Source organism: Mycobacterium kyogaense, assembly GCF_003254575.1.
Classification (GTDB): domain Bacteria; phylum Actinomycetota; class Actinomycetes; order Mycobacteriales; family Mycobacteriaceae; genus Mycobacterium; species Mycobacterium kyogaense.
The window spans coordinates 45,719-67,928 of sequence record NZ_QJUA01000022.1 but is presented as its reverse complement, the minus strand read 5'-3'; the positions used below and the strand labels follow the sequence as shown (position 1 = coordinate 67,928).

At 68.1% G+C, this 22,210-nt stretch carries 22 protein-coding genes and 1 pseudogene; 9 read left to right on the top strand and 14 right to left on the bottom strand.

The features are described from left to right. Positions 1-137: 137 nt before the first annotated feature. Entirely contained in the window at positions 138-1,082 is a 945-nt protein-coding gene (locus DMB80_RS16140; RefSeq protein ID WP_162938557.1) for a methionyl-tRNA formyltransferase, read from the top strand. On the opposite strand, the gene DMB80_RS16135 is transcribed toward DMB80_RS16140, so the two are convergent. The 4 genes from DMB80_RS16135 to DMB80_RS16120 are packed head-to-tail and all read right to left on the bottom strand — an operon-like array spanning position 1,066 to position 4,803. Further along, a complete protein-coding gene (locus DMB80_RS16135) occupies positions 1,066-1,872 on the bottom strand; it encodes an ABC transporter ATP-binding protein (protein ID WP_111510775.1) in 807 nt (268 codons plus the stop codon). The genes DMB80_RS16140 and DMB80_RS16135 overlap by 17 nt on opposite strands. 3 nt (positions 1,873-1,875) lie before the next feature. Then, positions 1,876-2,928, bottom strand: coding sequence for a FecCD family ABC transporter permease (locus DMB80_RS16130; protein ID WP_111510774.1), 1,053 nt, complete (start codon positions 2,926-2,928; stop codon positions 1,876-1,878). Continuing rightward, on the bottom strand, positions 2,925-3,986 hold the full coding sequence (locus DMB80_RS16125) for an iron chelate uptake ABC transporter family permease subunit (protein WP_111510773.1): 1,062 nt from the start codon (positions 3,984-3,986) through the stop codon (positions 2,925-2,927). Before DMB80_RS16125 ends, DMB80_RS16130 begins: the two co-directional genes overlap by 4 nt. A gap of 4 nt (positions 3,987-3,990) precedes the next feature. Continuing rightward, positions 3,991-4,803 (bottom strand): siderophore-interacting protein, encoded by an 813-nt coding sequence (locus tag DMB80_RS16120; protein ID WP_111510772.1) that lies wholly within the window; start codon positions 4,801-4,803, stop codon positions 3,991-3,993. Positions 4,804-4,996: 193 nt separating this feature from the next. On the opposite strand from DMB80_RS16120, the gene DMB80_RS16115 reads away from it, so the two are divergent. Further along, positions 4,997-6,214: an ankyrin repeat domain-containing protein gene (locus DMB80_RS16115; protein ID WP_111510771.1), complete on the top strand. Its 1,218-nt coding sequence runs from the start codon at positions 4,997-4,999 to the stop codon at positions 6,212-6,214. On the opposite strand, the gene DMB80_RS16110 is transcribed toward DMB80_RS16115, so the two are convergent. The 3 genes from DMB80_RS16110 to DMB80_RS16100 are packed head-to-tail and all read right to left on the bottom strand — an operon-like array spanning position 6,192 to position 9,696. Beyond that, positions 6,192-7,172 (bottom strand): SIS domain-containing protein, encoded by a 981-nt coding sequence (locus tag DMB80_RS16110; protein WP_111510770.1) that lies wholly within the window; start codon positions 7,170-7,172, stop codon positions 6,192-6,194. The genes DMB80_RS16115 and DMB80_RS16110 overlap by 23 nt on opposite strands. Next, a complete protein-coding gene (locus tag DMB80_RS16105) occupies positions 7,169-8,374 on the bottom strand; it encodes a glucosamine kinase (protein WP_111510769.1) in 1,206 nt (401 codons plus the stop codon). The genes DMB80_RS16110 and DMB80_RS16105 overlap by 4 nt, the downstream gene beginning before the upstream one ends. Continuing rightward, entirely contained in the window at positions 8,371-9,696 is a 1,326-nt protein-coding gene (locus DMB80_RS16100) for a glycosyltransferase (protein ID WP_111510768.1), read from the bottom strand. The genes DMB80_RS16105 and DMB80_RS16100 overlap by 4 nt, the downstream gene beginning before the upstream one ends. Before the next feature lie 170 nt (positions 9,697-9,866). Between DMB80_RS16100 and DMB80_RS16095 the strand changes: the two genes are divergently transcribed. Both DMB80_RS16095 and DMB80_RS16090 read left to right on the top strand, forming a co-directional pair. Beyond that, positions 9,867-10,691, top strand: coding sequence for an alpha/beta fold hydrolase (locus DMB80_RS16095; protein WP_111510767.1), 825 nt, complete (start codon positions 9,867-9,869; stop codon positions 10,689-10,691). Positions 10,692-10,722: 31 nt separating this feature from the next. Then, positions 10,723-11,439 (top strand): alpha/beta hydrolase, encoded by a 717-nt coding sequence (locus DMB80_RS16090; RefSeq protein ID WP_240431221.1) that lies wholly within the window; start codon positions 10,723-10,725, stop codon positions 11,437-11,439. 4 nt (positions 11,440-11,443) lie between these two features. Here the strand turns inward: DMB80_RS16090 and DMB80_RS16085 are convergent, their stop codons facing one another. The 3 genes from DMB80_RS16085 to DMB80_RS16075 are packed head-to-tail and all read right to left on the bottom strand — an operon-like array spanning position 11,444 to position 13,239. Further along, positions 11,444-12,268: a PHP domain-containing protein gene (locus DMB80_RS16085; RefSeq protein WP_111510765.1), complete on the bottom strand. Its 825-nt coding sequence runs from the start codon at positions 12,266-12,268 to the stop codon at positions 11,444-11,446. Beyond that, a complete protein-coding gene (locus DMB80_RS16080) occupies positions 12,268-12,687 on the bottom strand; it encodes a nuclear transport factor 2 family protein (protein WP_111510764.1) in 420 nt (139 codons plus the stop codon). Before DMB80_RS16080 ends, DMB80_RS16085 begins: the two co-directional genes overlap by 1 nt. A gap of 39 nt (positions 12,688-12,726) precedes the next feature. Next, on the bottom strand, positions 12,727-13,239 hold the full coding sequence (locus DMB80_RS16075) for a GAF domain-containing protein (RefSeq protein WP_162938556.1): 513 nt from the start codon (positions 13,237-13,239) through the stop codon (positions 12,727-12,729). Positions 13,240-13,439: 200 nt separating this feature from the next. On the opposite strand from DMB80_RS16075, the gene DMB80_RS16070 reads away from it, so the two are divergent. The 3 genes from DMB80_RS16070 (at position 13,440) to DMB80_RS16060 (ending at position 15,173) form a co-directional block, all read left to right on the top strand. After that, positions 13,440-14,351, top strand: a complete 912-nt coding sequence (locus DMB80_RS16070; protein WP_111510762.1) for a manganese catalase — start codon at positions 13,440-13,442, stop codon at positions 14,349-14,351. A 95-nt stretch (positions 14,352-14,446) separates the two neighbouring features. Further along, complete coding sequence (locus DMB80_RS16065) at positions 14,447-14,836, top strand: hypothetical protein (RefSeq protein ID WP_162938555.1); 390 nt, start codon at positions 14,447-14,449, stop codon at positions 14,834-14,836. 10 nt (positions 14,837-14,846) lie between these two features. Continuing rightward, positions 14,847-15,173, top strand: a complete 327-nt coding sequence (locus DMB80_RS16060) for a DUF8129 domain-containing protein (RefSeq protein ID WP_111510761.1) — start codon at positions 14,847-14,849, stop codon at positions 15,171-15,173. 95 nt (positions 15,174-15,268) lie between these two features. On the opposite strand, the gene DMB80_RS16055 is transcribed toward DMB80_RS16060, so the two are convergent. Both DMB80_RS16055 and DMB80_RS16050 read right to left on the bottom strand, forming a co-directional pair. After that, on the bottom strand, positions 15,269-16,876 hold the full coding sequence (locus tag DMB80_RS16055) for a phytoene desaturase family protein (RefSeq protein ID WP_111510760.1): 1,608 nt from the start codon (positions 16,874-16,876) through the stop codon (positions 15,269-15,271). Next, positions 16,866-17,345, bottom strand: coding sequence for an SRPBCC family protein (locus DMB80_RS16050; RefSeq protein ID WP_111510759.1), 480 nt, complete (start codon positions 17,343-17,345; stop codon positions 16,866-16,868). The genes DMB80_RS16055 and DMB80_RS16050 overlap by 11 nt, the downstream gene beginning before the upstream one ends. Before the next feature lie 89 nt (positions 17,346-17,434). Here DMB80_RS16050 and DMB80_RS16045 point away from each other — a divergent pair, with 89 nt between their 5' ends. Continuing rightward, the gene (locus DMB80_RS16045) at positions 17,435-18,262 is read left to right on the top strand and encodes a peptidoglycan recognition protein family protein (protein ID WP_111510758.1); all 828 of its coding nucleotides are present in this window, start codon (positions 17,435-17,437) and stop codon (positions 18,260-18,262) included. Here DMB80_RS16045 and DMB80_RS16040 read toward each other — a convergent pair. After that, a pseudogene (locus DMB80_RS16040) lies at positions 18,246-20,489 on the bottom strand (molybdopterin-dependent oxidoreductase). The gene DMB80_RS16045 and the pseudogene DMB80_RS16040 overlap by 17 nt on opposite strands. A gap of 58 nt (positions 20,490-20,547) precedes the next feature. Here DMB80_RS16040 and DMB80_RS16035 point away from each other — a divergent pair. Further along, positions 20,548-21,150, top strand: coding sequence for a TetR/AcrR family transcriptional regulator (locus DMB80_RS16035; RefSeq protein ID WP_111510757.1), 603 nt, complete (start codon positions 20,548-20,550; stop codon positions 21,148-21,150). Here DMB80_RS16035 and DMB80_RS16030 read toward each other — a convergent pair. After that, positions 21,132-22,121, bottom strand: coding sequence for an NAD-dependent epimerase/dehydratase family protein (locus tag DMB80_RS16030; protein WP_111510756.1), 990 nt, complete (start codon positions 22,119-22,121; stop codon positions 21,132-21,134). The genes DMB80_RS16035 and DMB80_RS16030 overlap by 19 nt on opposite strands. Positions 22,122-22,210 lie beyond the last annotated feature (89 nt).

Genomic DNA, 22,210 nt, shown 5'->3' with positions numbered 1-22,210 from the left:
TTCTCTCTCTCTGCGAAGATCCCGTGAGCGTCGGTCCCCCCGCGACAGGGTGCGGGAGCGGACCGTGGGGATGCTATCAAAGGTTAGGCTAACCACAGGCGGCTACAGTGGGCCGGCCGGGATACTGGAGGTTCTTCGTGCGCGTGGTCATGTTCGGATACCAGACGTGGGGCCATCGCACCCTGCAGGCGCTGCTGAAGTCGCGTCATGACGTCGATCTGGTGGTGACGCATCCGGCCAGTGAGCATGCCTACGAATCGATTTGGGCCGACTCGGTGGAGGATCTGGCCCGCAGCGAGGGGATCGAGGTGTACCTGGCCAAACGTCCCGACGCCCAGCTGATCGACCGGGTCCGTGCGGTGGCCCCGGACGTGATGGTCGCCAACAACTGGCGGACCAAGCTGCCGCGTGAGCTGTTCGCCGTTCCCCGGTTGGGCACCGTGAACCTGCACGATTCGCTGCTGCCGAAGTTCACCGGCTTCTCGCCGGTCATCTGGTCGCTGATCAGCGGTGCCACGCACACCGGTCTCACCGCGCATTTGATGGACGACGAATTGGACACCGGCGCGGTGCTGGTGCAGCGCGCCGTGGAGATCAGCCCGTCGAGCACCGGCACCAGCCTGGTCTACGACACCCTCGACCTCGTGCCCGACGTCCTCGAGGCCGCGCTCGACGGACTGGAGCACCAGACGCTGGAACCGGTGCCCCAGAACCTCGCCGATCGCACCTTCTTCCACAAGCGATCCGAGCAGGACAGCCTCATCGACTGGCAGTGGCCGGCAGCCGACATCGAGCGCCTCGTCAGGGCACTCTCCGACCCGTATCCCAACGCCTACACCTACTTTCGCGGTGAGCGACTGCGCGTGATCTCGTCGCACGTGTCGCGCTGCATCTACGGCGGCACTCCGGGACGGGTCTTCATCGAGGAGGACGGCGGCATGGTCGTCGTCGCCGGTGCCGATGCCCACCGGGGGCAGTCGCATGGTCTGGTGCTCGATGTGGTGCGAACCGACGACGGCGTGAATCACGCCGCGCTGGACTTCTTCGGTAGGGGCGGGGGATATCTCACCTGCCTGCCGTGAGGTAGGGGGAGGCGCGCGGCACGATGAGTGGCGTGCCGGTCTCGGGATCGTCGATGATCTGACAGGAGAGCCCGTACACGTCGGCGAGCAACTCCGCCGTCACCACCGTGCCCGGTTCGCCGTGCTCGACGATCCGGCCCGCCTTCATGACGACGATCTCGTCGGCGTACCGGCAGGCGTGGTTCAGGTCGTGCAGCACGGCAACCACCGTGTGGCCGTGCGATCTGTTGAGCATCGCGAACAGATCGAGCAACTCCACTTGGTGGGCGATGTCGAGATAGGTCGTCGGTTCGTCCAGGAGCAGGACCGGTGTCTGCTGCGCGAGGACCATCGCGACCCAGACGCGTTGCCGTTGCCCGCCGGACAACTCGTCGACGAGTCGGTCGGCCAGCTCGCTCACCCCGGTCAGGGTCATTGCCTCGGTGACGGCCTTCTCGTCGGCAACGGACCACTGCCGCAACAGTTTCTGGTGGGGGAAGCGACCTCGGGCCACCAGATCGGCGACCGTGATGCCCTCCGGTGCGATCGACGTCTGGGGGAGCAAGCCCAGGCGGCGGGCGACCTCCTTCGTGTGCAGACCGGAGATATCGGCGCCGTCGAGGACGACCCGGCCGGCCCGGGGGCGCAGAAGCCGTGCCAGTCCTCGCAGCAGTGTGGACTTGCCGCAAGCATTGGGGCCGACGATCATCGTGATGCGCCCGTCCGGGATCGCGAGGGTCAGATCGGCGACGATCGCGGTGTCGCCGTACCCCAGCGACAGGAGTTCGGCGCCCAATCGGCTGTCAGTCATGCTTCATCGCTTTCGTGCCTGCGTGGCGAGGAGGTAGATGAGATAGCAGCCGCCCAGTGAGACGGTGACCACGCCCACCGGTAACTCGTTGTCCGAGAACAACTGCTGGGCGATGACGTCACTGACCAACAGCAGCGCCGCACCCATGACTGCGGCGGGCAACAGCGCCACGCCTGGACTGGCCGTCAACCGACGGGCCAGTTGCGGCGCCGCCAGCGCGACGAAGGTGATCGGCCCGGCCGCCGCGCACGCCACGGCGACCAGCCCGACGCCGACGACGAGATACGCGGCCCGCGCCCGGTCGGGTCGCACCCCGAGGGCGCCGGCGGCGTCGTCGCCGAGCTGCAGAACCGGTAGCTGCGGGCCCAGAGCGACGAGCGCCGAGACCAACAGCGCCACACAGACGGTCATCGGAACCACCTGCGTCCACGTCAGCCCGCTCAACGTGCCTTGCTGCCAGACGGCTGCGGTGACCGCGGTGTGGTGATCGAGTTTGATGACGATCCACTGGTTGACGGAATTCAGCACAGCCCCGACCGCGATACCCACGACGATCAACCGATAGCCGGCGACGCCGCGGTGAAACGACAGTGCGTAGACCACCACCGCCGTCACCAGTCCGCCCACCAACGCGCCGGCAGCCACCGCGTAGTAGCCGCTTCCGAGGGTGGCGAGGACGGCGAGTGCGCCGGTGTAGGCGCCGAAGTTGACACCCACGATCTCCGGGCTGCCGAGCGGATTACCCGTGATCGCCTGGAAGATGGCTCCCGACAGCCCGAGTGCCGCACCGACCAACAGCGCCATCAGCATGCGGGGCAGCCGCCATTCGAGAACCACCACGCGGTCGAACGACGTGTTGGAACCGGTCAGCACCGACACCACGTCCAGCGGTGCGACGTGGTACTTGCCCAGACCCACGGCCAGTAGTGCGGTCAGCAGCATCCCGGCCAGCATGAGAGCCACGACGACCACGGCCCGTCGAGAAGTGCGCACCGCGATGCCGCCCACGCGCAGCACATGGCGGCGCCGCCGCACCGGGCTCGTCGTCGCCGTCATGCCCCGACCGCCCGTCGGCGGATCAACCAGATCAGTACGGGCGCCCCGACGAAGGCGGTCACGATGCCGGCCGGCAACTCCGACGGCGCGATCACCTTGCGACCGACGATGTCTGCGGCCAACAGCACCGCCGGTGCGACGACGACGGCATAGGCCAGGATCCAGCGCCAATCGGGTCCGGTGAACCGGCGCACCGCATGTGGCACCATCAAGCCCACGAAACCGATCGGTCCCGCGCCGGCCGTGGCGGCGCCGGCCAGCAGCGTCACCGCGACGAGGCTGAGCACCTGGGTACGAACGACGTTGCCGCCCAGGCTGGTTGCCAGATCGTCTCCGACAGCGGTGACGTTCAGCGAGCGGGAGACGACCAGGCACAGGACCGCGCCGAGGGCGACGAACGGGCTGATCGCTGCAGCGACCTCGAGTGGGCGGCCGTCGAGCGCGCCGGCGTCCCAGAACCGCATGTTGTCGAACGCCCGCGGATAGCGCAGACGGACCGCGAACCCGAGACCGTCCATGACGGCGCCGATCGCGACGCCGGCGAGCAGCACGCGCACCGGCGTCGCGGACGCGCGGCCGGCCATCCCGATCAGGTAGACCAGGAGCATCGCGAACAGGGCACCGGCGAATCCGAACCAGATGTAGGTCCAGATACCCTGCAGGCCGAGCAGTGCGATCGCGGTGACGATGAAAAGCCCTGCGCCCGCGTTGATCCCGAGCACCTCGGTATCGGCCAGCGGATTCCGTCCCACGCCCTGGATGAGGGTGCCGGACAGCCCGAGCGCGACACCGACGACGACGGCCAGCACCGTGCGCGGGATGCGCAGGTCGCGCACGATCCACTCGTCGCCGGTCGCGGAGCCGGCCCCCGAGACGGAGGTGGTCAGCGCCTGCCACACCGTCGACAGGGACACGTGCTGGGTGCCGATCGCGAGGCTCGCCACGCACAACGCGGCCAGCAGCGCGGTCGCGGCGACGAGCCCGACGGTGTTGCGCCGTACCGAGGTTCGGCGCGGGAACGACGGAGGCGCGGGGCGCGCCGGGACATCGACGACCACGCGGCTAGAGCCCGATCCGTTCGCAGATGTCGTCGAATTCTTCGAAGGCGAGCTTCTCGTCTTTTCCCGCCGCCAGCGCACGCTCGTAGACGACCATCGCCTCCTCGCCGGTCTCGGCGAACCGCGCGTCCCAGGCCTCGGAGTCGACCCGCCAATAACCGGTGATGTCATAGCGGTCGCGATGCCATCCCCGCGCGCGCAGGTCTTTGCGTACTGCCCGGGACTCTGCGGCTTCGCCGGCGAACCAGCAGTATCCCGGCCCGGCCGGCATCGAGATGTCACGTACCGCGGCCGCCAGCGCGCTGGGGCACGTGCCGTTGCCGGTGCCGATGAGCGGCAGGACGGAGACATCGTCGCGCCGGGGCAGGTAGTCGAGATCGTCTGCCGCCGGCACCTCGGCGATGACGATCGCCGCTCCACCGGTGGGCATTTCCTCGATGATGCGAGCCGCCGCCGGAAGTCCGGACAGGTCGGTGACCACGAGCTGCCACCGAGTGCCCGTCGGCGGCCGGTACCACGCCCTGGCGTGATCGAGAACGACGCGATGGCCGGGAGCTGCGGTCTTGGCCCACGATGAGCCGGGGCCCTGACGGTGCAGGGCGATGTCGAGAGTCAGTAGGGCACCGTCTCGGTGGCGAACGGAGTAGTTGCGTCCTTCACCGTGAGGGTGGTCTCCCGGGGAGAAGTAGACCCCGACCGCGGAGTCGGCGTCGGGCCTGACATCGAGGGCGTCGGGATCGTCGACGTGCAGCACGACGCGCCGCAGCCGGCTGCTCAGCGTCCGCGTGTCGACGACGGAAGCGTAGGAATGCGACACATAAGTGAGGCTAACCTATGTTTGGCGCCCGGTGGTGATCCGGTGTACGGCAGCGGTAGGCTGACGCCGGGCGCGCAGGACCGCCCGGTGTCCGCCCGAAGAGGCTCAGCCTCCCTGCAGAACGACCAGTTTCGGCCCACCTCTTCTCTGTGCCCGACCTCGCGGACGCCGGGCCTCTCGAGAGGAGGCTGCCATGGCCAGCGCACTGCCCGACAATCCCTCGTTGCCCCGGCTGCGCTCGGACGCCCGCGACCTGCAACGGCGCGCCCGCGCGGGCGATGCTGACGCCGAGGCGTTCATCCGCCGTCACCATCCGCGTCCCGACGTGGTGTTGCCGCATGTGGCGCTGCACGACGCGCAGGTGGCGCTGGCCCGCCGGTACGGATTCCCCGGATGGCCGGACCTCGTCCACTACCTCGAGGCGGCCGGCGCCTTGGGTGTCGATCCCAGCGGCGTCGACGACAGCTCTCTCGATGCGGCTGACAGATTCTGCGCCATGGCGGTGCTGGTGTACACCGGCGACGATGCTCCGCCCCGGTGGGCGCAGGCGGCCGACATTCTCGCAGCGGCGCCCGCGATGCCGGCCCAGCATGTGTGGGCCGCGGCGGCGGCAGCAGACTGCGACGCGGTGCGACGCCACTTGCGCGCCGATGCCGCTGCGGCGCGCGAGGCCGGGGGGCCGTTGCGCTGGACGCCACTGATGTACCTGTGTTACTCCCGACTCCCGGTGGACCGGACCCGCGAGGAGATCCTCGCTGCCGCAACGCTGTTGCTCGATGCAGGCGCGGACCCGAACACCGGCTACCTGTGGCGGGGAATAGCGCCGCCGTTCACCGCGCTCACCGGCGTCTTCGGGGAAGGGGAGCAGGGGCCGCGACGGCAACCGCGTCACCGGTACGCCACCGCGCTCGCCACGCTGCTGCTGGATCGTGGCGCCCATCCTGCTGATCAGCAGGCGTTGTACAACAGGATGTTCCGGCCCGACGACTCGCATCTGGAGGTGCTGTTCGATCACGGCCTGGCCACCTCGGGTCCGAGTCCCTGGGAGCGTCGGCTCGGGGTCGCCATGGAGTCGCGAGAGCAGATGTGGCGCCGCCAGGTGCACTGGGCGGCCGACCACGGCTTCGCCGACAGGCTGGCACTTCTCGAGCGTCACGGCATCGACGTGTCCGGCGTCGAGATAGCCGACCAGCAGTTTCCCGATGATCCGAACGAGCGCGACGAGTCCGGAGCCACACCGCTGCACCACGCCGCCTGGGAGGGGAATCTCGCACTCATCGAGCGGCTACTCGCCGCCGGCGCGGACCCGTCCGCAGTCGACGACCGCTTCGGGACCACGCCGCTGCAGTGGGCGGAGCACGCGTATCAGTCGGAGGCTGTGGCTCTTCTCAGTCAACGGTCTCCTGAGTGATCTGTTGCCACCGACGGCCCGCGACCATCTCGGGCACCAGTACTTCGGTGAGCAGAGCGACGTCGTCGTCAGAGTCGCCCGGGTAGCGGAGCACATACTGTGCGCCGGGGACGTCCCCACCGACCGCGACCACGGTGCTGCCCCGCGCGGTGGTCCACTCGGCCAGCTGCGCCTCCCACGGGGAACCGGCGAAGATCAGCAGCCGGTAGTCGGTGGTCTTGGTGAGGTAGACGTCGACGTGGCTCCAGTCGCCGGTCTCGCACGCCGCGGCGGGCAGACGCGGTCCTTCGCGCACCATCAGGGCGCCCTGCTGGGCCGAGCACAAGCGGTGCGCGGGCGCGGCGAGGTGACTACCCGACGGGCCGAGGAGCAGCTCGGAAACCTCGGGAAGCCAGGAAGATTCGCTGTCCAGGAGGTAGGTGCTCGCGGCGGCGGCACTGTCGATCGTGGCCGCGAGCGCAGTGGTGTCGGTGCCGAGCAGGTGACATTCGAGGGCCATCAGCACGGCCAGGGTGTGCTGATAGCTGCGGCATGCCACTCCACCGCGCTCGACATCGGCCTCGAGCGTGACGACCGCATCGCAGCGCTCGGTGAGTGGGGAGCCCGGTGTGTTCGTCAGCGCCACGGTGGCGGCACCTCCGGGTAGGCGTGTCAAGGCATCCAACGTCTCGGCGGATCCGCCGCTTGCTGACGTCGCGACGACCAGCGTCCGCGGGCCCCAGTCGGGCAACAGTGCCGACGATGCGAGTTCGGCGACCGCAGTGATGCCGCGCGCTCGCAACCGGGCCGCGGCCACCGCGCCCGCATAGTTCGACGAACCCATGCCGATGAACACGACCCGTTCGGTATCGGCGGGGACCACGCGCTCCCACGGGTTCCCTTCCGCCAGCATCGGGGCCAGGCGCGCCAGGACCTCGGGCTTGCGCGTCAGATCGGTCATGAAGGCATCGGGTTTCACAGTCGCTCCTCGTCGTCGAGCAGGGCGGGCAGGGCGGCATCGGGGACATACATCCAGCGTGGAAGATGCTGTGCCGCATAGATCATGTCCCGCATGACCTGCACCAGGCGCAGCGCGCGCAGCGGGCGCGGGTCGAAAAGATCTCCGTGCCCGCCGGCGGTCAGTCGGGTGGTGTAGGCCTGCACGAAGACGCGTCGTGTCGCCGCTTCCACCGCGTGCAGCGCGCCGGGGTCCAGCGTGGTGTATCGACGGGCCACGATGGCGACGTGGGCCAGCGACTGCACCATTCCTGCGACGTCGACGACCGCCGGAATGGGGTACATCCGCTCCGCGGCGGTGAGCACAGGGTTGCCGTCGAAATCGGTGACGAACAGCTTCTCTTCGCTGCGCAGCACCTGGCCGACGTGGAGATCGCCGTGCCCGTCCAGTACCGCCGCGCCCGTCAGTGACGCGAGCAGCGCGAGTTCTTCGGCCACCTGCGCTCGATGTGCTCGCAGCACCTCAGCACTCGCCGATCCGGTTATGGCACAGGCCGTTTCGAGCGTCGCGGTGGCGGCCATGTGCCACCGGTGCGCATCGGCGGAGGTGGCGGTCGATGCGGTGACGGCGAGCGCGGAATGCATGTCGGCGACGAGCACGCCGAGCTGACGTGCGGTCGCCGCAGTCGCGCCGGGCTCGGCGTCACGTGTCGCGGCGGTCATCATCTCCACCGCCCAGGTCCATCCGTCCACCGCACCGGGCAGGTACTCGTCGACGTACGCGGTCACCGTCTCCTCCCCGTCGGGAGCCTGCCAGGTGATCACGCCCCACGGCTGCGGTATTCCCGTGAAGCCGGCGTCCCGCAGTGTGGTGATGCGCTGGGGCGCCGGATGTGGGCCATCCTGCAGATGCACCGCCCACTTCACCACAGCCTGGTCGCCGACGATCACGGACTCGTTCGTCTGGTCCACGTTCATCGCGCGTTCGCCCTCGAGTGTGCGAGCCGCCCACGACCGGACGTGGAAACGTCCGATCTGACGGTCTCCCGGTTGTGCGGCAAGCACTCTCAGCAACGCCGTAGACGCGCCCTCGCCGGGGCGCGCGCGGTGCCAACCGCCACGCCGGGCCATCGGGAGCGCCGAGCGGGCGGACCCGGCAGCCACGATGGCGAGTCGATGCCCGTCCGACAGGTCCAACCAGTCCACCGGCGGCGCAGATGTCATCGAACGGGTGGGTGCGTGCTACCCACCCGTGCCCCCACTCTCTCGATGGCATCCGCGCCGACCCGCAACCCGTCCCGCTGCCGAATCGCGGCGCCGAGCCCGGCGAGGCGCTCCCGCAGCGCCGTGTTGTCGAGAAGGCGCTCCACGGCGTCGGTGAGCTCGTCGTCGGCGAAGCCGTAGGTGTCCAGTCGGACACCCCAGCCGAGTTCGTCTATGCGCTGGGCGTTCTCGTACTGGTCCCAGAACAGGGGAAGCACGATCAGCGGCTTGCCGAAGTGCAGCGTCTCTGTCACGGTGTTGTTCCCGCCGTGTGAGATGACGAGGTCGACCTGGGGGATGACCTTGGTCTGCGGCAGCATCTGCGCACCGACCATGTTGTCGGCCAAAGCTATTCGATCAGCCTGCGGGCCCTTGCTGACGATGTAGCGGTGGCGGGTGGTGCCGAGGACGTCCACGAGCCGCTGCATGAGGGCGACATCAGCACCGCCGAGAGACCCCAGGGACAGGTAGATCAGTGCGCTGTCGGCCGGCCGGTCGGCCACCTCGGCAGGCACCGCGTAGGCCTCGTCGGTTTTGCGGACGCTGGAGTCCATGCGTGTCCAGGTATCACCCAGCGGGCGCAGATCCACGTAGTCGGCTTCGGCCGGATAGACGTACAGGTTGGCCGCGTTGTCGCGTGGCATGAACTCCAGGTCGGGCAGGGCCGCGGCGCCCTGTTCCCGTACCCAGGCGTCGAAGTCGGCCCACATCGGGCGCAGCGTCCTCTCGAATTCCTCACGGTAGGAACGCCATTGCGCGGGATCGCCGCTGGGCAGCCCCGAGAAGGGGGGCGGTACATCGGGGCCGGGAACCTCCAACGGGCTGCACGACACGACCCGGACGAACGGAACGCCCGCGGTGGCCAGCGCCGGGAAGAGCACGACGTTGTCCTCGACGATGACGTCGGGACGGTGCGCGGCGATGATCTCGCGCAATCGTGGTTCGCAGTACCGGGCGCCGTCGATGAGGGCCTGGAACGTGGGCTGGATGAAAGTGGCGAGCTGTTCGATCGTCGGCTTGCGGAACTCGGGCGCAGTCTCGGCGATGAACTGGGTCCAGAAGGCGCCGGCGTCGTCCTCGGCCGCATCAGACGAGGGCTCGGCCAGGTCGACGAGCTCCTCTACGAAGCCGAACGGCGCGATCTTTCCGGCCCACGACGATTCGGCGGCGAAGACGATCCGGTGGCCGCGATCGCGCAGGATCGATGCCAGGCCGATGCACTGATTTGTCGGTCCGTAGGCCGACTCCGGCCAGAACATGATCGTCAACGGGTGCGATGCCATGTCAGAGAAGGTACTCGGGGTGACCGCCGAAGGTGGGTGAGGTGATCCTGCGGTCATAGTTCGCCGTCGTGGTTCCCATAGGAATCGTCAATGACGGGCTCGCAGCGTGCCGAACTCAGAAAGGGTTTAATGCAGAAAGGCCATCGACCACACCGACGAAATGGACGTCAATGCCGATCATCACCACATCCGATGGAGTCGACATCTTCTACAAGGATTGGGGGTCGGGGCAGCCGATCGTGTTCAGTCACGGTTGGCCACTGTCGGCGGACGACTGGGACGCCCAGATGATGTTCTTCCTCGGCCACGGTTGCCGCGTCATCGCACACGACCGCCGTGGGCACGGCCGCTCGAGCCAAGTCGGCGACGGTCACGACATGGACCACTACGCCGACGATCTCGCGGCTGTCGTACAGCATCTCGACCTGCGCGACGCAATCCACGTCGGGCATTCCACCGGCGGTGGCGAAGTGGTGCGCTTCCTGGCCCGCCATGGTCAGGACCGCGCGGCGAAGGCGGCGCTGATCGCCGCGGTCCCGCCGCTGATGGTGCAGACCGAGGCCAACCCCGGCGGGTTGCCCAAGTCGGTGTTCGATGATTTCCAGACGCAGGTCGCGACCAACCGGTCCGCGTTCTACCGGGCAGTGCCCGAAGGCCCGTTCTACGGGTTCAATCGCGATGGAGTGGAACCGATCGAAGCGGTGATCGCCAACTGGTGGCGACAGGGCATGATGGGCGGCGCGATCGCGCACTACGACGGCGTGGTCGCCTTCTCCCAGACCGACTTCACCGAGGATCTGCGGCAGATCACACTGCCCGTACTGGTCATGCACGGCGATGACGACCAGGTGGTGCCCTACGCCGACGCGGGGCCGCTCTCGGCCGAGCTCCTGCCCAACGGAACCCTGAAGACCTACGCGGGGTATCCACACGGTATGCCGACCACCCATGCCGACGTCATCAACGCCGATCTGCTGGACTTCATCCGGTCCTGATCGCGCACGTCCTCGATCCCAGGAGGTTCGGTTGTCCACTCCCACAGTCGTTCTCGTCCACGGCGCATTCGCCGACGCATCGAGCTACTCGCCTGTCACGAGCGCTCTGCTCGCGAGGGGTCTGCCGGTTCTCGCGGTGGCAGTGCCCAACCGCAGCCTGCTCGGTGACGCGGTGTCGGTTCGGGCCGTGATCGAGAGCATCGACGGCCCAGTGCTTCTGGTCGGTCATTCCTACGGTGGTGCGGTCATCACGGTGGCCGGTGACGCCGAGAACGTGGTCGGACTGCTGTATCTGGCGGGCTACGCCCTGGAGGAAGGGGAGAGCCTCGCACAGATGCAGGGCGGCTTCCCGGATTCCGACCTGCCGTCGGCGCTGGTGCAGCGGCCCTTTCCGGCAACGGGGGACAGCTCCGACGGAATCGATGTCACGGTCGACCCGGACCGATTCGCGGCGGTGGTCGGTGCGGACGTCGATCCGAAGCTGATGGCGGTGCTCGCTGTCTCCCAGCGTCCGCTGGCCGCGGTGGCATTCAGCGAGCCCGCGCCGGTGGCCGCGTGGCGGTCACGGCCCACCTGGGCGGTGGTCTGCACATCGGACACCGCGATCAATCCCGACGTGCAACGGTTCGGTTATCAGCGGGCAGGCGCGACGGTCACCGAGATCGACTCCTCCCATCTGGTGATGCTGTCGCGTCCCGACGACGTCGTCGACCTGATCGAGAGCATCGTCGCCGCGCTGACACGCTGACCGGTCAGCGCCGCCAGAAGTCGAAAGGGTCGCGTCCTGGCCGGAATCCGGCTGCCTCCACGATGTCGACCGCGACGTCGAAGCGATTGCCCACGTGCGCGGGTTGATGGGCGTCGCTGCCGAACGACACCGCGTCGCCGCCTTCCTGCCACCACCACCGCACGAGATCGACGGACGCCAAGGGCGACTTGGTGTTGATCTCCAGCGCGCGGCCGGTGCCGGCGAGGGTACGAAAGACGGTCCGGTAGTGCTCTTCGAAATCCTTCTCGCGGTAGGCGCCGACCCGGTCGGCGGGCCAGTAACGGCGCGGATAGTCGCAGTGGGCGAGCACGGTGAACACATCTGAGCGCTCGATCAACGTGACCATGTCGGCGAAGTAACGTCGCACCAGTTCGTGAGGGTCGTGCTCGGCGAACAACCGTCTGGTGATCCCCTCGAGGCGCCCAGCCACCGGGATCCCGTGCAGACTTCCCAGCACCCGATCGAATCGACCGGCGGCGAGGACAGCGGCGACACTGCCGGAAAACCAATGCGGCTCACCAGCTTCGATCCCCGACAGGATCCGCAGATCGGGAAACATCTCGCGGCACCCCGCGATGTCGGCGAGATATCCGTCGATGTCGAGCGGCGCGACGCGGGGTCGGTCACCGACCGCCATCCCCGGGGTCGCGGCGTCGTCATCGCCCCACGCGGTGAAATCCACGTGCTCGGTGAACGCCACCGCGGGCAGGCCCAGCTCGACCGCTCGGCGGCAGGTGGCCTCCATCGTCGAGGTGCCGGCAGTGTCCCAGGACCACCGGGTGTGCACGTGATTGTCGGAGGGCAGCATCAGTCCGTGTGGATCGCGGGATCGGAGTGAGCCTCGGCTGCCTCGCGTTGGATGCGGTCGAACTGTGCACCCATCGCTTCGGCCAGCGCGGTGGCGCCCGAGAGTGGTCGCACCATCACCATCAGATCGTCGATCAGACCGTTCTCGTCGACGTGGAGGAAATCGCAGCCGGTGATCTTCTTGCCGTCGACCGTGGCCTCGAACAGGAGCGCATGATCAGAGCTGGTGGCGTCGCCGATCTCCCTGATGTAGCGGAAGTCGACGAACACCCGCATCACCGCGCGCAGGATCGCTGCGGTGATCGGCTTGCCGGGGTAGGGCTTGAACGCGACTGGGCTGGTGAAGACGACGTCGTCGGCGAGCAGCGCCTCGATGGCGGCCGCGTCGCGTGCCTCTACGGCCTGGCGGAAGGGATGCATACCTTCAGACGGTAGCCAACGCGCGATACGCGACAACGGTCACCCGGTCCCGCTCTGCTCGCTCTGACAATGGTCGATGCCGATTGCGATCGCCTCGGCGAACGCCGCGAGTGCCCCGTCGTGCTCGCGGCGGAAGGTGTTCCTGGTCGTCGAGTACAACAGCACGGTCCCCAGCCGGCGATCCGCAACGCAGAGTGGCGCGGTGACGACCGAGCGCACCCCGCGCCGTCGGGCGTGCGCCATCCACCCGGCCCACGCGGCGCGGGTCACGGAGCTCTGCGCCCGTCGCACACACCGGTGGGCCCACGCGCTGGCGCTGGGGTTGTTCGGGTGCTGGTCGTGAAGTGAGGTGAGGCGCTCGGCGACGTGGTCGCTGCCCGCCGAGGTGATCCGTCGTCCGTCGCTCGCCATCAGGGTGATGCCGCAGCCTGTGGTTCCGGGAATGAGCTGTGCGCCGTCGCGAGCCACCGCCTGCAACAGTGACATCACCGGGGAGATCATCGGCACCACGGTCGGTGCAGGCGTCCGGGGACGCATCAGCGTGGTTCTCATGGGGCCACCTCGGGTCGACATCATCGTCGGTCCGCTACCCGAGCGACTGCCGCGCAAACGTCTGGCATCGGCTGCAGGAATGGCTGCGGGAATTCGGTTTAGCGCCTTCACCACGGGTATCTGGCCCCCACCGCCGGCGCAGCGCCGCCCTCTCGCCGGCAGGCCACGCTCACCCGACCTTTTGATGTGGAGTCGATTCGATGTTCCGACATACCGATTACCTGCAATTCGACGTCAAGCCCGAGAAGCCGGACCCGGTCTACGCACGCAGGCTGCAAGAACTGCTCGGTGGCGCCTTCGGCGAGATGACCGTGACGATGCAGTACCTGATGCAGGGTTGGAACTGCCGCATGAAGGGCAAATACAAAGACCTGATCATGGACGTGGCGACAGAGGAGATCGGCCATGTCGAGATGATCGCGACGATGTGTGCCCGGCTGCTCGAAGGCGCACCGGCCACCGACGCCACCGAGAACGCTCTCGGCGATCCGGTGGTCGCGGCCGTGATGGGTGGAATGGACCCGCAGCAGGCCATCATGTCCGGTGGCGCACCGACGCTGTCGGACAGCCAAGGGTCGCCCTGGAACGGGAAATTCATTGTGGCGTCAGGAAATCTGCTGGCTGACTTCTACGCCAACGTCGCCGCCGAGGCGCAGGGCCGGGTGCAGACCGCGCGGCTGTGGCACATGACGAACGATCCCGGTGTCAAGGCGATGTTGAAGTTCAATCTGGCGCGCGACACCTACCACCAGAACATGTGGCTGGCTGCCATCGAAGAGTTGCAGGCTGACGGTTTGGAGGGCGTCGTGGCACCCAACGACCTGTTCGACGAGGAGTTCGAGGAGCACGCCAGCACCCTGTGGCACCTGTCCGACGGCGCGGACGCCGACAAGGGCCGGTGGGCGCACGGGCCGCTGCCGGACGGCCGTCACACCGGCAAGTTCCTCGCTGATCCGCAACCTCTGGGCGACATGCAGTCCGGTCCGCCACCGGACCCGAAGCTGTACTGCACCTATGACGGGGCGATGGGGGAGCCGCGCACGCCCGCGTTCGGCACGGAGAAGGGTGTGATGGGCAAGCTCAAGGACGCCATCGACCCGGACAAGACGTAGCGCTGACGTGCGCGCCTGGCGCTGAGCTGCAACCGGTTTCGGGAGTGCGCTTCCCGGCTATGGCTGGGGGACACGACAGCGAGAGGAGATCAGTGGTGAGCACTGACGACGCCACAGAGACCACAGCCAACGACCTGGGCGGTAGTGACGATCTGCTCAGCCCGATGGAGGGTACCGATTCCGACGACGTGCGCAACGCCGACGGAGACGAGGTCGTGGACCCGCCTGACGACTGGAGCGGCGTCGACAAGTTCGGTATGTCGGCCGAGGAGCAACGTCAGGGCGAAAGCCTGGACCAGCGCCTCGCCGAGGAGGTGCCTGACGTCGACGAATCAGACATCGATCTGCGCGATGCAGCAGATGGTGTCGGTGGTGATGAGCCATTGCTCGGGAGCGATGCTGCGCCCGTCGAGCCCGGTGAGCACGACGGGCAGATCGACGGGGCCCCGGAAGATGGCGACTCTCTGTTCCCCGTTGTCGAGTAGGAGTGAGCCGATGACCGACCTGCCGTTCCCGGATTTCGATCAGATGCCGTTGGGCGATGTCCGGCATCGTATCCGCGCCTTGGACAAAGATGCGTTGGAAACGTTGCTCACGCACGAAGCAGGCCATGCCGCGCGCGTCCCGGTGCTGGAGATACTGGAGGCTCGAATGCGAGAACTCGATGACGGCGCACAACCGTCGTCGGGCGATCCGGGTAACGCGCCGGCAATCGATGCCACGCCAGGTGGCTCGCCGGTTCAGCTTTCGACCGCCGCCGAGGCGGGCACCCCGCTGCGCCACGGCGTCGCCAACCAAACGCCGAAGCGCGGCCGCCCCTAACCCGCGGAATTGGGGGCACCTCCCGCTTGTGGGGGACGTTCCAGGCTGTGAAATCGGCGATTTCACAGCCGTGGCTTCTCACTGGCGGGTGGGCTTCAGCCGAGCAGGAGCCCGCTCACTGCCCGGTTGAGACGCCGGCGTGGCCAGCCCTTGGCCCCGTCGGCGGCCAGGGCCGCCCGCGCGGCATTGCGGCCGCAGACGCCGTGCACGCCACCACCGGGCGGAGCGCCCGCGCTGCCGAGGAAGACGTTGTCCATCGGCGTGGTCGGCCCGCCCTGCCCGGGAATGGGCCGAAAAACCAACTGCTGGAACAGCTGTGACGTGCCGCCGTTGACCGCCCCGGCATGGAGGTTCTCGTCGCTGTGTTCCAGATCCGATGGCCGCTGGATCACTTTCCCGACGACTCGGTCGGTGAAGCCGGGGGCGTGCCGTTCCAGGACAGCGTCGACGGCCTCGGCCAACTGTTCGGCGCTGCGGTCGTCGCTGCGGCCCCGAGGCAGATGGGTGTAGGCCCAGGAGCTCTCGGTGCCCGCGGGAGATCGGGTGGGATCAGCGGTCGTCATCTGACCGAACAGCATGAACGGCTGGGTCGGCACGGTCGAGGTGTTCAAGTCGGCCATCCAGCGGATGAGACCGTCGTGGTCGGCGCCGAGGTGGACCGTGCCCGCGCCCGCGAGGCTGCGTGATCGCCACGGGATCGGCGCGTCGAGAGCGTAGTTGATCTTCAGAACCGGGGTGTCCCAGACGAAGCGATCCAATTGGCGTTGCGGCCCGAGCGGCAGGACGTCCGCCGGGAGGAGGCGCCGATACAGTTGCGGCGCTGAGGTGTTCGCGATGACGGCGCGACGGCAGCGGATGAAACCACCGTCGACGAGGTTCACCGCGGTCGCGCGATGACCGCGCACGTCGATGCTGTCGACTTCGCGACCGCAGTACACGCGCGCTCCTGCTGACACGGCCCGCCGCACCAGTGCCTCGGTCAGCTGACCCGCGCCGCCGACCGGCACGGGGAACCCGCCGTCCTGGGCCAGCATCAACAGGAGGTATCCCATCACGCCGCTGGCGGGCGCATCGACGGGCACGTCGGCGTGCATCGCGTTGCCCAGCAAGAGCAGCTGGGCCGCCTCGCCGTCGAACAGCTGTCGCGCCATCTCACCCGCGGGCAACAGCAGCAGGTGCAACAGCCGTAGCGCCTCGGCGGTGCCGAGCCGGCGCAGCAGCCCAGCGGGCCCGCGCACCGGCGGAAACGGTGCGAACAACGTGTCCAGAAGCGGCTTCTTGATGCGCTGGTACTGCTCGCAGGCGGCGATCCAGCGGTCCCCGTCTCCACGATGATGCCGTTCGAATTCCGCTGCCGTACGGTCGATGTCGCGATAGAGCACCGGGGCGTCGTCATCGTCGGCGCTGCGTGCGTGGCCCACGACGGCCGGCGCGTGACTCCAGCGCAGGCCGTGATCTTCGAGAGCGAGGTCAGCGAGTGCGGGGGAGGCGACGGACAGCGGATAGAAGGCGCTGTAGAGATCGCTGATGTACCCCGGGGTCAACTCGGCGCTTTTCACGGCGCCGCCGGGCCGGTCCTGCGCCTCGAGGACGATGACGTCCCAACCCGCGTCAGCGAGCATGGCGGCGGCGACGAGCCCGTTGTGTCCTGAGCCGATGACTACGGCGTCGGCGGACTCCGATCGCGAGAGTTCAGCGCTCATCGCGGGTGCGGCGCTCGGCCATCGCAGCCAGCCGCCAGGTGGTTTCTCGGTTCCGGGGGAATGCCGCGGTCAGTGCCACCTGTTTGGGCAGCCAGCTCAGCGGCGGCGATACCGGTACCTCGGCCATCTCGATGCGGCAGCCACCGCCGTCTATATCCGCCAGGCGTAGGGTGATCCGCGCCTTACCGAACGGACGTCCGTTGGCGATCAGCACGAGTTCCCTTTCGGGCTCGCATGATTCGACGACGGTGCTGTCGTTGAGCACGACAGGCCAGATGCCGATGGAGTGGTGGATGGTGCTGCCCGGCGCAGGCCAGTTGGCGTCGACGGCGCGCATGCGGCTGTTACCGACCACCCATTGTGAATACGTCCACCCGTCGGCGATCACCGCCCACACCTCGTGGCGGGATGCCGAGGTGTCACGCGCGACGACCGGCGTGCTCTCGATGTCTTCGGGTTCTGTCGTCACCGAGTCGAACTACCCGCGCCCTCTCCGGCCAAACGTGGGACGTCTGGTTGCATAGGGGCGCTGTCGACAGGGAAGGGGAGGTGCCGCCGATGCCCGCGGTGTGGAGCGGTGATCCGCTGTGGCTCGCCGACGTGTTGCGAGCCGAAGGCCTCGACGTACGCGAGTTGCCTGGCTGGCGCGACCGCGGTCACGGCGATTTCGCCGACATCCGCGGGGTGATGGTGCACCACACGGGGTCCGACGGTGCCACCGCGGAGTCCATCGCACGCGGTAGGCCCGATCTGCCGGGTCCGCTGTCCGCATTGCACATCGCGCGTAGCGGAGCGGTGACAGTCGTGGCGGCGGGCGTCTCCTGGCACGCCGGCGAGGGCTCCTATCCCTGGTTGCCCGTCAACGGTGCGAACCGGCACATGATCGGCATCGAGTGTGCCAACAGCGGCACGAGCCCGTCGGCGCCGCATCGCACGCACTGGCCGGACGCGCAGTACGTCGCCCTGGTACGAAGCTGCGCCGCGATCTGTCGGCGACTGGGTCGATCGGCCGACAGGGTCATCGGGCACAAGGAGTACGCCGGCCGCGCCCAAGGCAAGTGGGATCCCGGCGCCATCGACATGGACATCCTGCGCCGAGACGTCGCCGAGGATCGCGGCGTACCAGAACCGCCCGACGACGAGTATTCAGACATACTGCTGAAGCGTGGATCTCGCGGCCCGCAGGTGGCCGAACTACAGCGGCGTCTGAAGGCGGCCTATGCGAGCTACGCGGGCAACCTCGTGGTCGACGGTGTCTTCGGCCCCGACACCGAGGCGGCTGTCAGGGAATTCCAGCGCCGCACACCCGGTGTGGTGGTCGATGGGATCGTCGGACCTGCGACTGCGCGGGCCCTTCGGCTGCGTAGGGTCAGCGCGCGAGCCTGACCTCCACCGGAATCCCATTGAGGGCGCCGTTACCCGACGGCTCGTCCAAGAAGTCCACGGGTGAGAGCACATTGGTGTTCACGCCGGGGGAGTCGTTGGCCACGCCGAGCCGGGTGCCCGTTTTGCCGTGACCCCAGCCGTGCGGCATCGAGACCACACCGCGTTTGATGTCGTCGGTGAGCTCCGCAGGCGCGTTGATGGTGCCGCCGGTGGAGGTCACGGTGACGATGTCGCCGGCGGCAATGCCTCGCAGATCCGCGTCGTCGCGGTGGATCAGTAGCGTGCAGCGATCGCGGCCCTTCATCAGCGGTGCCACGTTGTGCAACCACGAGTTGTTGGAGCGCAGGTGGCGACGGCTCACCAAAACAAGTTCATCCGGCGCGCGGGTCAGCCGGCGGGCGAGTCGTGGCAGGTCCTCCACCAGGTAGGGGGGTGCCAGCCGGATCTTTCGGTCGCTGGTTCCGAGGACGTCGGGAACGCGGGGCACCATCGGGCCGAAGTTGATCCCGTCCGGGTGTTGTCTCAGCGTCTCCAAGGTGAGCCCGCCGGGATTCTCGCCATAGCGGTCGCCGAACGGGCCCGTGCGCAGGGTGAGGTCCAGGATTCGCTCGGGTCCACCGTGCTCGTACTGCGCCCGCACCGTGGCGCCGTCGAGGCCCTGGGTGAAGCACAGGTAGTCGAAGAAACCGTCGTCGATCGCGCCGACGTCGACGTCCTCGGCCGGTGTGCCGGTGCACAGGCCCGTCAAACGGATCAGGATCTCCCATTCGTCGGGTGCCTGCGGATCCGGTTTGGCGAACACCGGCGGCGAGTAATTGGCGACGCTGTTGACGGCGAAGTGCAGGATGAGATCGTCGTGGTGGGGCTGCTCCAGGGGAGACGGGCCGGGCAGGATCACATCGGCGTGGCGAGTTGTCTCGTTGAGCCACAGGTCGATCGAGATCATCGCGTCGAGCAGCGGGAGAGCGTCGTCGAGGCGATCTCCCGCCGGGGTGGACAGGACGGGATTGCCGGCGACGGTGATCAGCGCCTTGATCTGGCCCTCGCCTGGCGTGGCGATCTCCTCGGCCAGACACGACACCGGAACCTGGCCCAACACCTCCTTGGCGCCGCGCACTCGCGTGCGATAGCGCCCGAATTCGGCGGCACCGTCCTCGAGGCCGGGGATGGGTTGCACCGTCACCGACCAGGCCGCCGCGGTGGGGAACATGGCCCCGCCCGGGATGTCGAAATGTCCGGTGAGGATGTTGACGACGTCGACGAGCCAGCTCGCCAGGCTGCCGAATTCCTGGTTGCAGGTTCCGATTCGGCCGTAGACCACCGCGCGGGGTGTGGTGCCGAGTTGGCGAGCGAGCTCGCGGATGCGGTCGGCGCTGATCCCGGTCACCGCGGCTACCCGCTCGGGGGGCCAGTCGGCCGCGAGGGTTCGCAGCGTATCGACTCCGTCCAGGTGCGGTTCGAGCGCGCCGAGTGTCACCAGATCCTCGGCGAACAACGTGTGCATCACGGCCAGCAGCAGCGCGGCGTCGGTACCCGGGGTGATGGGCAGCCATTCGTCGGCGCGTTCGGCGGTGCGGGTGCGGACGGGGTCGATGACGATCACCGTGCCGCGACGGCGCACCGCCTCGACGAGACCCATGACGTCAGGCGCGGCCAGCAGCGAACCCTGCGACGCGGCGGGGTTGGCGCCCATCACGACCAGGAGGTCGGTGCGCTCGATGTCGGGCACGGGGAAGCTCCACCAGCCGCCGTACATCAGATGCGAGGACAGGTTTTTCGGCCACTGGTCGACCGTGCCGGGCGAGTAGGTCAGTGGCATGCCCGAAAGTCCGAGCAGCACTCCGGCGTAGCGCGCCAGCGAGAACGAATGGGCCAATGGGTTGCCCGTGTAGGCCGTGACGGCCCCGATTCCGTGTTCGGCGATGACAGGTGCGAGCAGTTCGGTGCAGCGCGCGAACGCAGTCGGCCAATCCACCTCGTACCACAGCCCGTCGACCTTGATCATGGGCGCGCGGATCCGGTCGGGATCATCGTGCACCGCGCCCAGCGAGGCACCCTTGGGGCAGATGTGCCCGCGGCTCTAGACATCGTCGCGGTTGGGTCGGACTTCGCTGACACGTCCCTGTGCGACCTGAATCTTCAAGCCGCACATGGCTTCACACAGGGGGCATGTGTAGAGATGAAGTCCGTCCTCGCCGACGCCCGCGAGTTGTCCAGTGTCCGTCATCGAACCCCCTGAGTCGTGACACACTGTATCGACAATTGGCGACAAAGAAGGGGTTTTCGTGAACGGAGCGGCGTCCGGTGCACGGCGACACCATGGGTCACGCCGCGACCCGGCGATCGACGCGTCCGTTCTCGAGGCCGCTCGCGCACTGTTGGTGACGCGCGGTTACGCGGCGACATCCATCGACCTGATCGCGGCAACCGCCAAGGTGAGCCGGCCGGCCATCTACCGCCGCTGGCGCACCAAGGCGCACCTCATTCACGAGGCGGCGTTTCCGGATCTCGGCGCGGCACCCCAAGAGGATGACCTGGCGGCGGAGATCACCCGGCTGTGCCGAGGCGCGCTCGTCATGTATGCCGATCCTGTTGTGCGCGAGGCTGTTCCGGGCTTACTTCAGGATCTGAGGCTGGAGCCGGCGATGCGCAGACTGATCAACGACCGGCTGGAAGCTGCGGCTCGCCGCAACCTCGCCGAACAACTGGTGCGGTCCGAAGCCGCTCGACCCGGCGTCGACGCCGACACGGTCATGGACGTCATCGCCGGAGCGGCCTGGTACGCGGTGTGTGTGCGCAAGGTGACCGCCCTCGACGACGCAGCCGCGAAGCTCGCGGACCTGGTGCTCGGCGGGGTGCTCGACTCCCCTCAGAGCCGCCCGACCTGACGCAGCCCTTCGGCGGTGTCGGCGATCGTCTCGGCCGGATCGCGCCAGTGCAGTCCGAAATCGCGCGTGCTCGGTGCGTCGTCGGAGGCCGGCATCTGTGTGTAGTACTGCATGGCTGCGGAATTGATCGGCGTCTCGAACGGCAGAAACGGTCCGACGACGTCGAAGATGCGGCCCGCGCTGCGCAGCGCGACATCGGGCACCGGGACCACCGCGAGTGTGCGGTTGGTGGCGCGGCCGATCATCTGTGCGAGTTGGTCCACCGAGACCCGCTGACCGCCGGCCATGTAGCGGCGCGGTCCGCGGCCCGGTTCGAGGAGCGCGACGTGCAGGTCGGCCAGGTCGCGCACGTCGATCACGATCCAGCCGGCGCCGCGACCCGGCACGGCGTGCATCTTGGCCGACGCCTCGACCCCTTCGGCCGCCTCGCCGAACTGATCACCTGCGGGCGGACCCAGCACCATGCCGGGGTAGGTGATGTTCACCGGCGCGCCGGCGTCCTGCAGGCCCCGCGCGTACGCCTCGACGGCTGCCTTCGAGCGGCCGTAGCCGTCGCTGCCGCCGACCACCGGGAGGTCGGCGTGCAACACGTCGAGGTCGGGGCGGAACAGTGCCGTGAAGCTCGAGACGTGCACGATCGGATCGATCCCCGCGGCCGCCGCGCCACCGAGGACGTTGCGCGCGCCTTCGAGGTTGGTGTGCAGCATCTCGTCAGCCCGGCTGGGGTCGGTCGAGACCATGGCCGCGCAGTGGATCACGGCGTCGCATCCCTCGAGGGCCGCCGCGGTGCTCTCGCCATCGGCGATGTCACCGAGCACGTGATCGTCGATGTCGACGCCGATCTTTCCCGCGCTGGTGGCCAGCCGGCCTGCGTTGCGCACCAGGAAGCGCACCTGATGCCCGGCATCTTGCGCCGCCTTCGCCGTCCACGCACCGACGAAGCCGGTGCCGCCGGTGATCAATACCTTCATCTGCCCTCCGGTTCCACGACGCGCCCTATACCCGTTTTCGGCCCGCGCGCCCCGGGCGATCATGATCAGGTTGCCACAGCTTCCCGTCA

What these genes read in the sequence shown, in the direction of transcription:
- DMB80_RS16030 (WP_111510756.1), bottom strand. Translation starts at nt 22,121, where the DNA reads ATGAAGGTATTGATCACCGGCGGCACCGGCTTCGTCGGTGCGTGGACG.
- DMB80_RS16095 (WP_111510767.1), top strand. Translation starts at nt 9,867, where the DNA reads ATGCCGATCATCACCACATCCGATGGAGTCGACATCTTCTACAAGGAT.
- DMB80_RS16055 (WP_111510760.1), bottom strand. Translation starts at nt 16,876, where the DNA reads ATGAGCGCTGAACTCTCGCGATCGGAGTCCGCCGACGCCGTAGTCATC.
- DMB80_RS16070 (WP_111510762.1), top strand. Translation starts at nt 13,440, where the DNA reads ATGTTCCGACATACCGATTACCTGCAATTCGACGTCAAGCCCGAGAAG.
- DMB80_RS16105 (WP_111510769.1), bottom strand. Translation starts at nt 8,374, where the DNA reads ATGACATCTGCGCCGCCGGTGGACTGGTTGGACCTGTCGGACGGGCAT.
- DMB80_RS16045 (WP_111510758.1), top strand. Translation starts at nt 17,435, where the DNA reads ATGCCCGCGGTGTGGAGCGGTGATCCGCTGTGGCTCGCCGACGTGTTG.
- DMB80_RS16060 (WP_111510761.1), top strand. Translation starts at nt 14,847, where the DNA reads ATGACCGACCTGCCGTTCCCGGATTTCGATCAGATGCCGTTGGGCGAT.
- DMB80_RS16130 (WP_111510774.1), bottom strand. Translation starts at nt 2,928, where the DNA reads ATGACGGCGACGACGAGCCCGGTGCGGCGGCGCCGCCATGTGCTGCGC.
- DMB80_RS16100 (WP_111510768.1), bottom strand. Translation starts at nt 9,696, where the DNA reads ATGGCATCGCACCCGTTGACGATCATGTTCTGGCCGGAGTCGGCCTAC.
- DMB80_RS16085 (WP_111510765.1), bottom strand. Translation starts at nt 12,268, where the DNA reads ATGCTGCCCTCCGACAATCACGTGCACACCCGGTGGTCCTGGGACACT.
- DMB80_RS16080 (WP_111510764.1), bottom strand. Translation starts at nt 12,687, where the DNA reads ATGCATCCCTTCCGCCAGGCCGTAGAGGCACGCGACGCGGCCGCCATC.
- DMB80_RS16135 (WP_111510775.1), bottom strand. Translation starts at nt 1,872, where the DNA reads ATGACTGACAGCCGATTGGGCGCCGAACTCCTGTCGCTGGGGTACGGC.
- DMB80_RS16075 (WP_162938556.1), bottom strand. Translation starts at nt 13,239, where the DNA reads ATGAGAACCACGCTGATGCGTCCCCGGACGCCTGCACCGACCGTGGTG.
- DMB80_RS16115 (WP_111510771.1), top strand. Translation starts at nt 4,997, where the DNA reads ATGGCCAGCGCACTGCCCGACAATCCCTCGTTGCCCCGGCTGCGCTCG.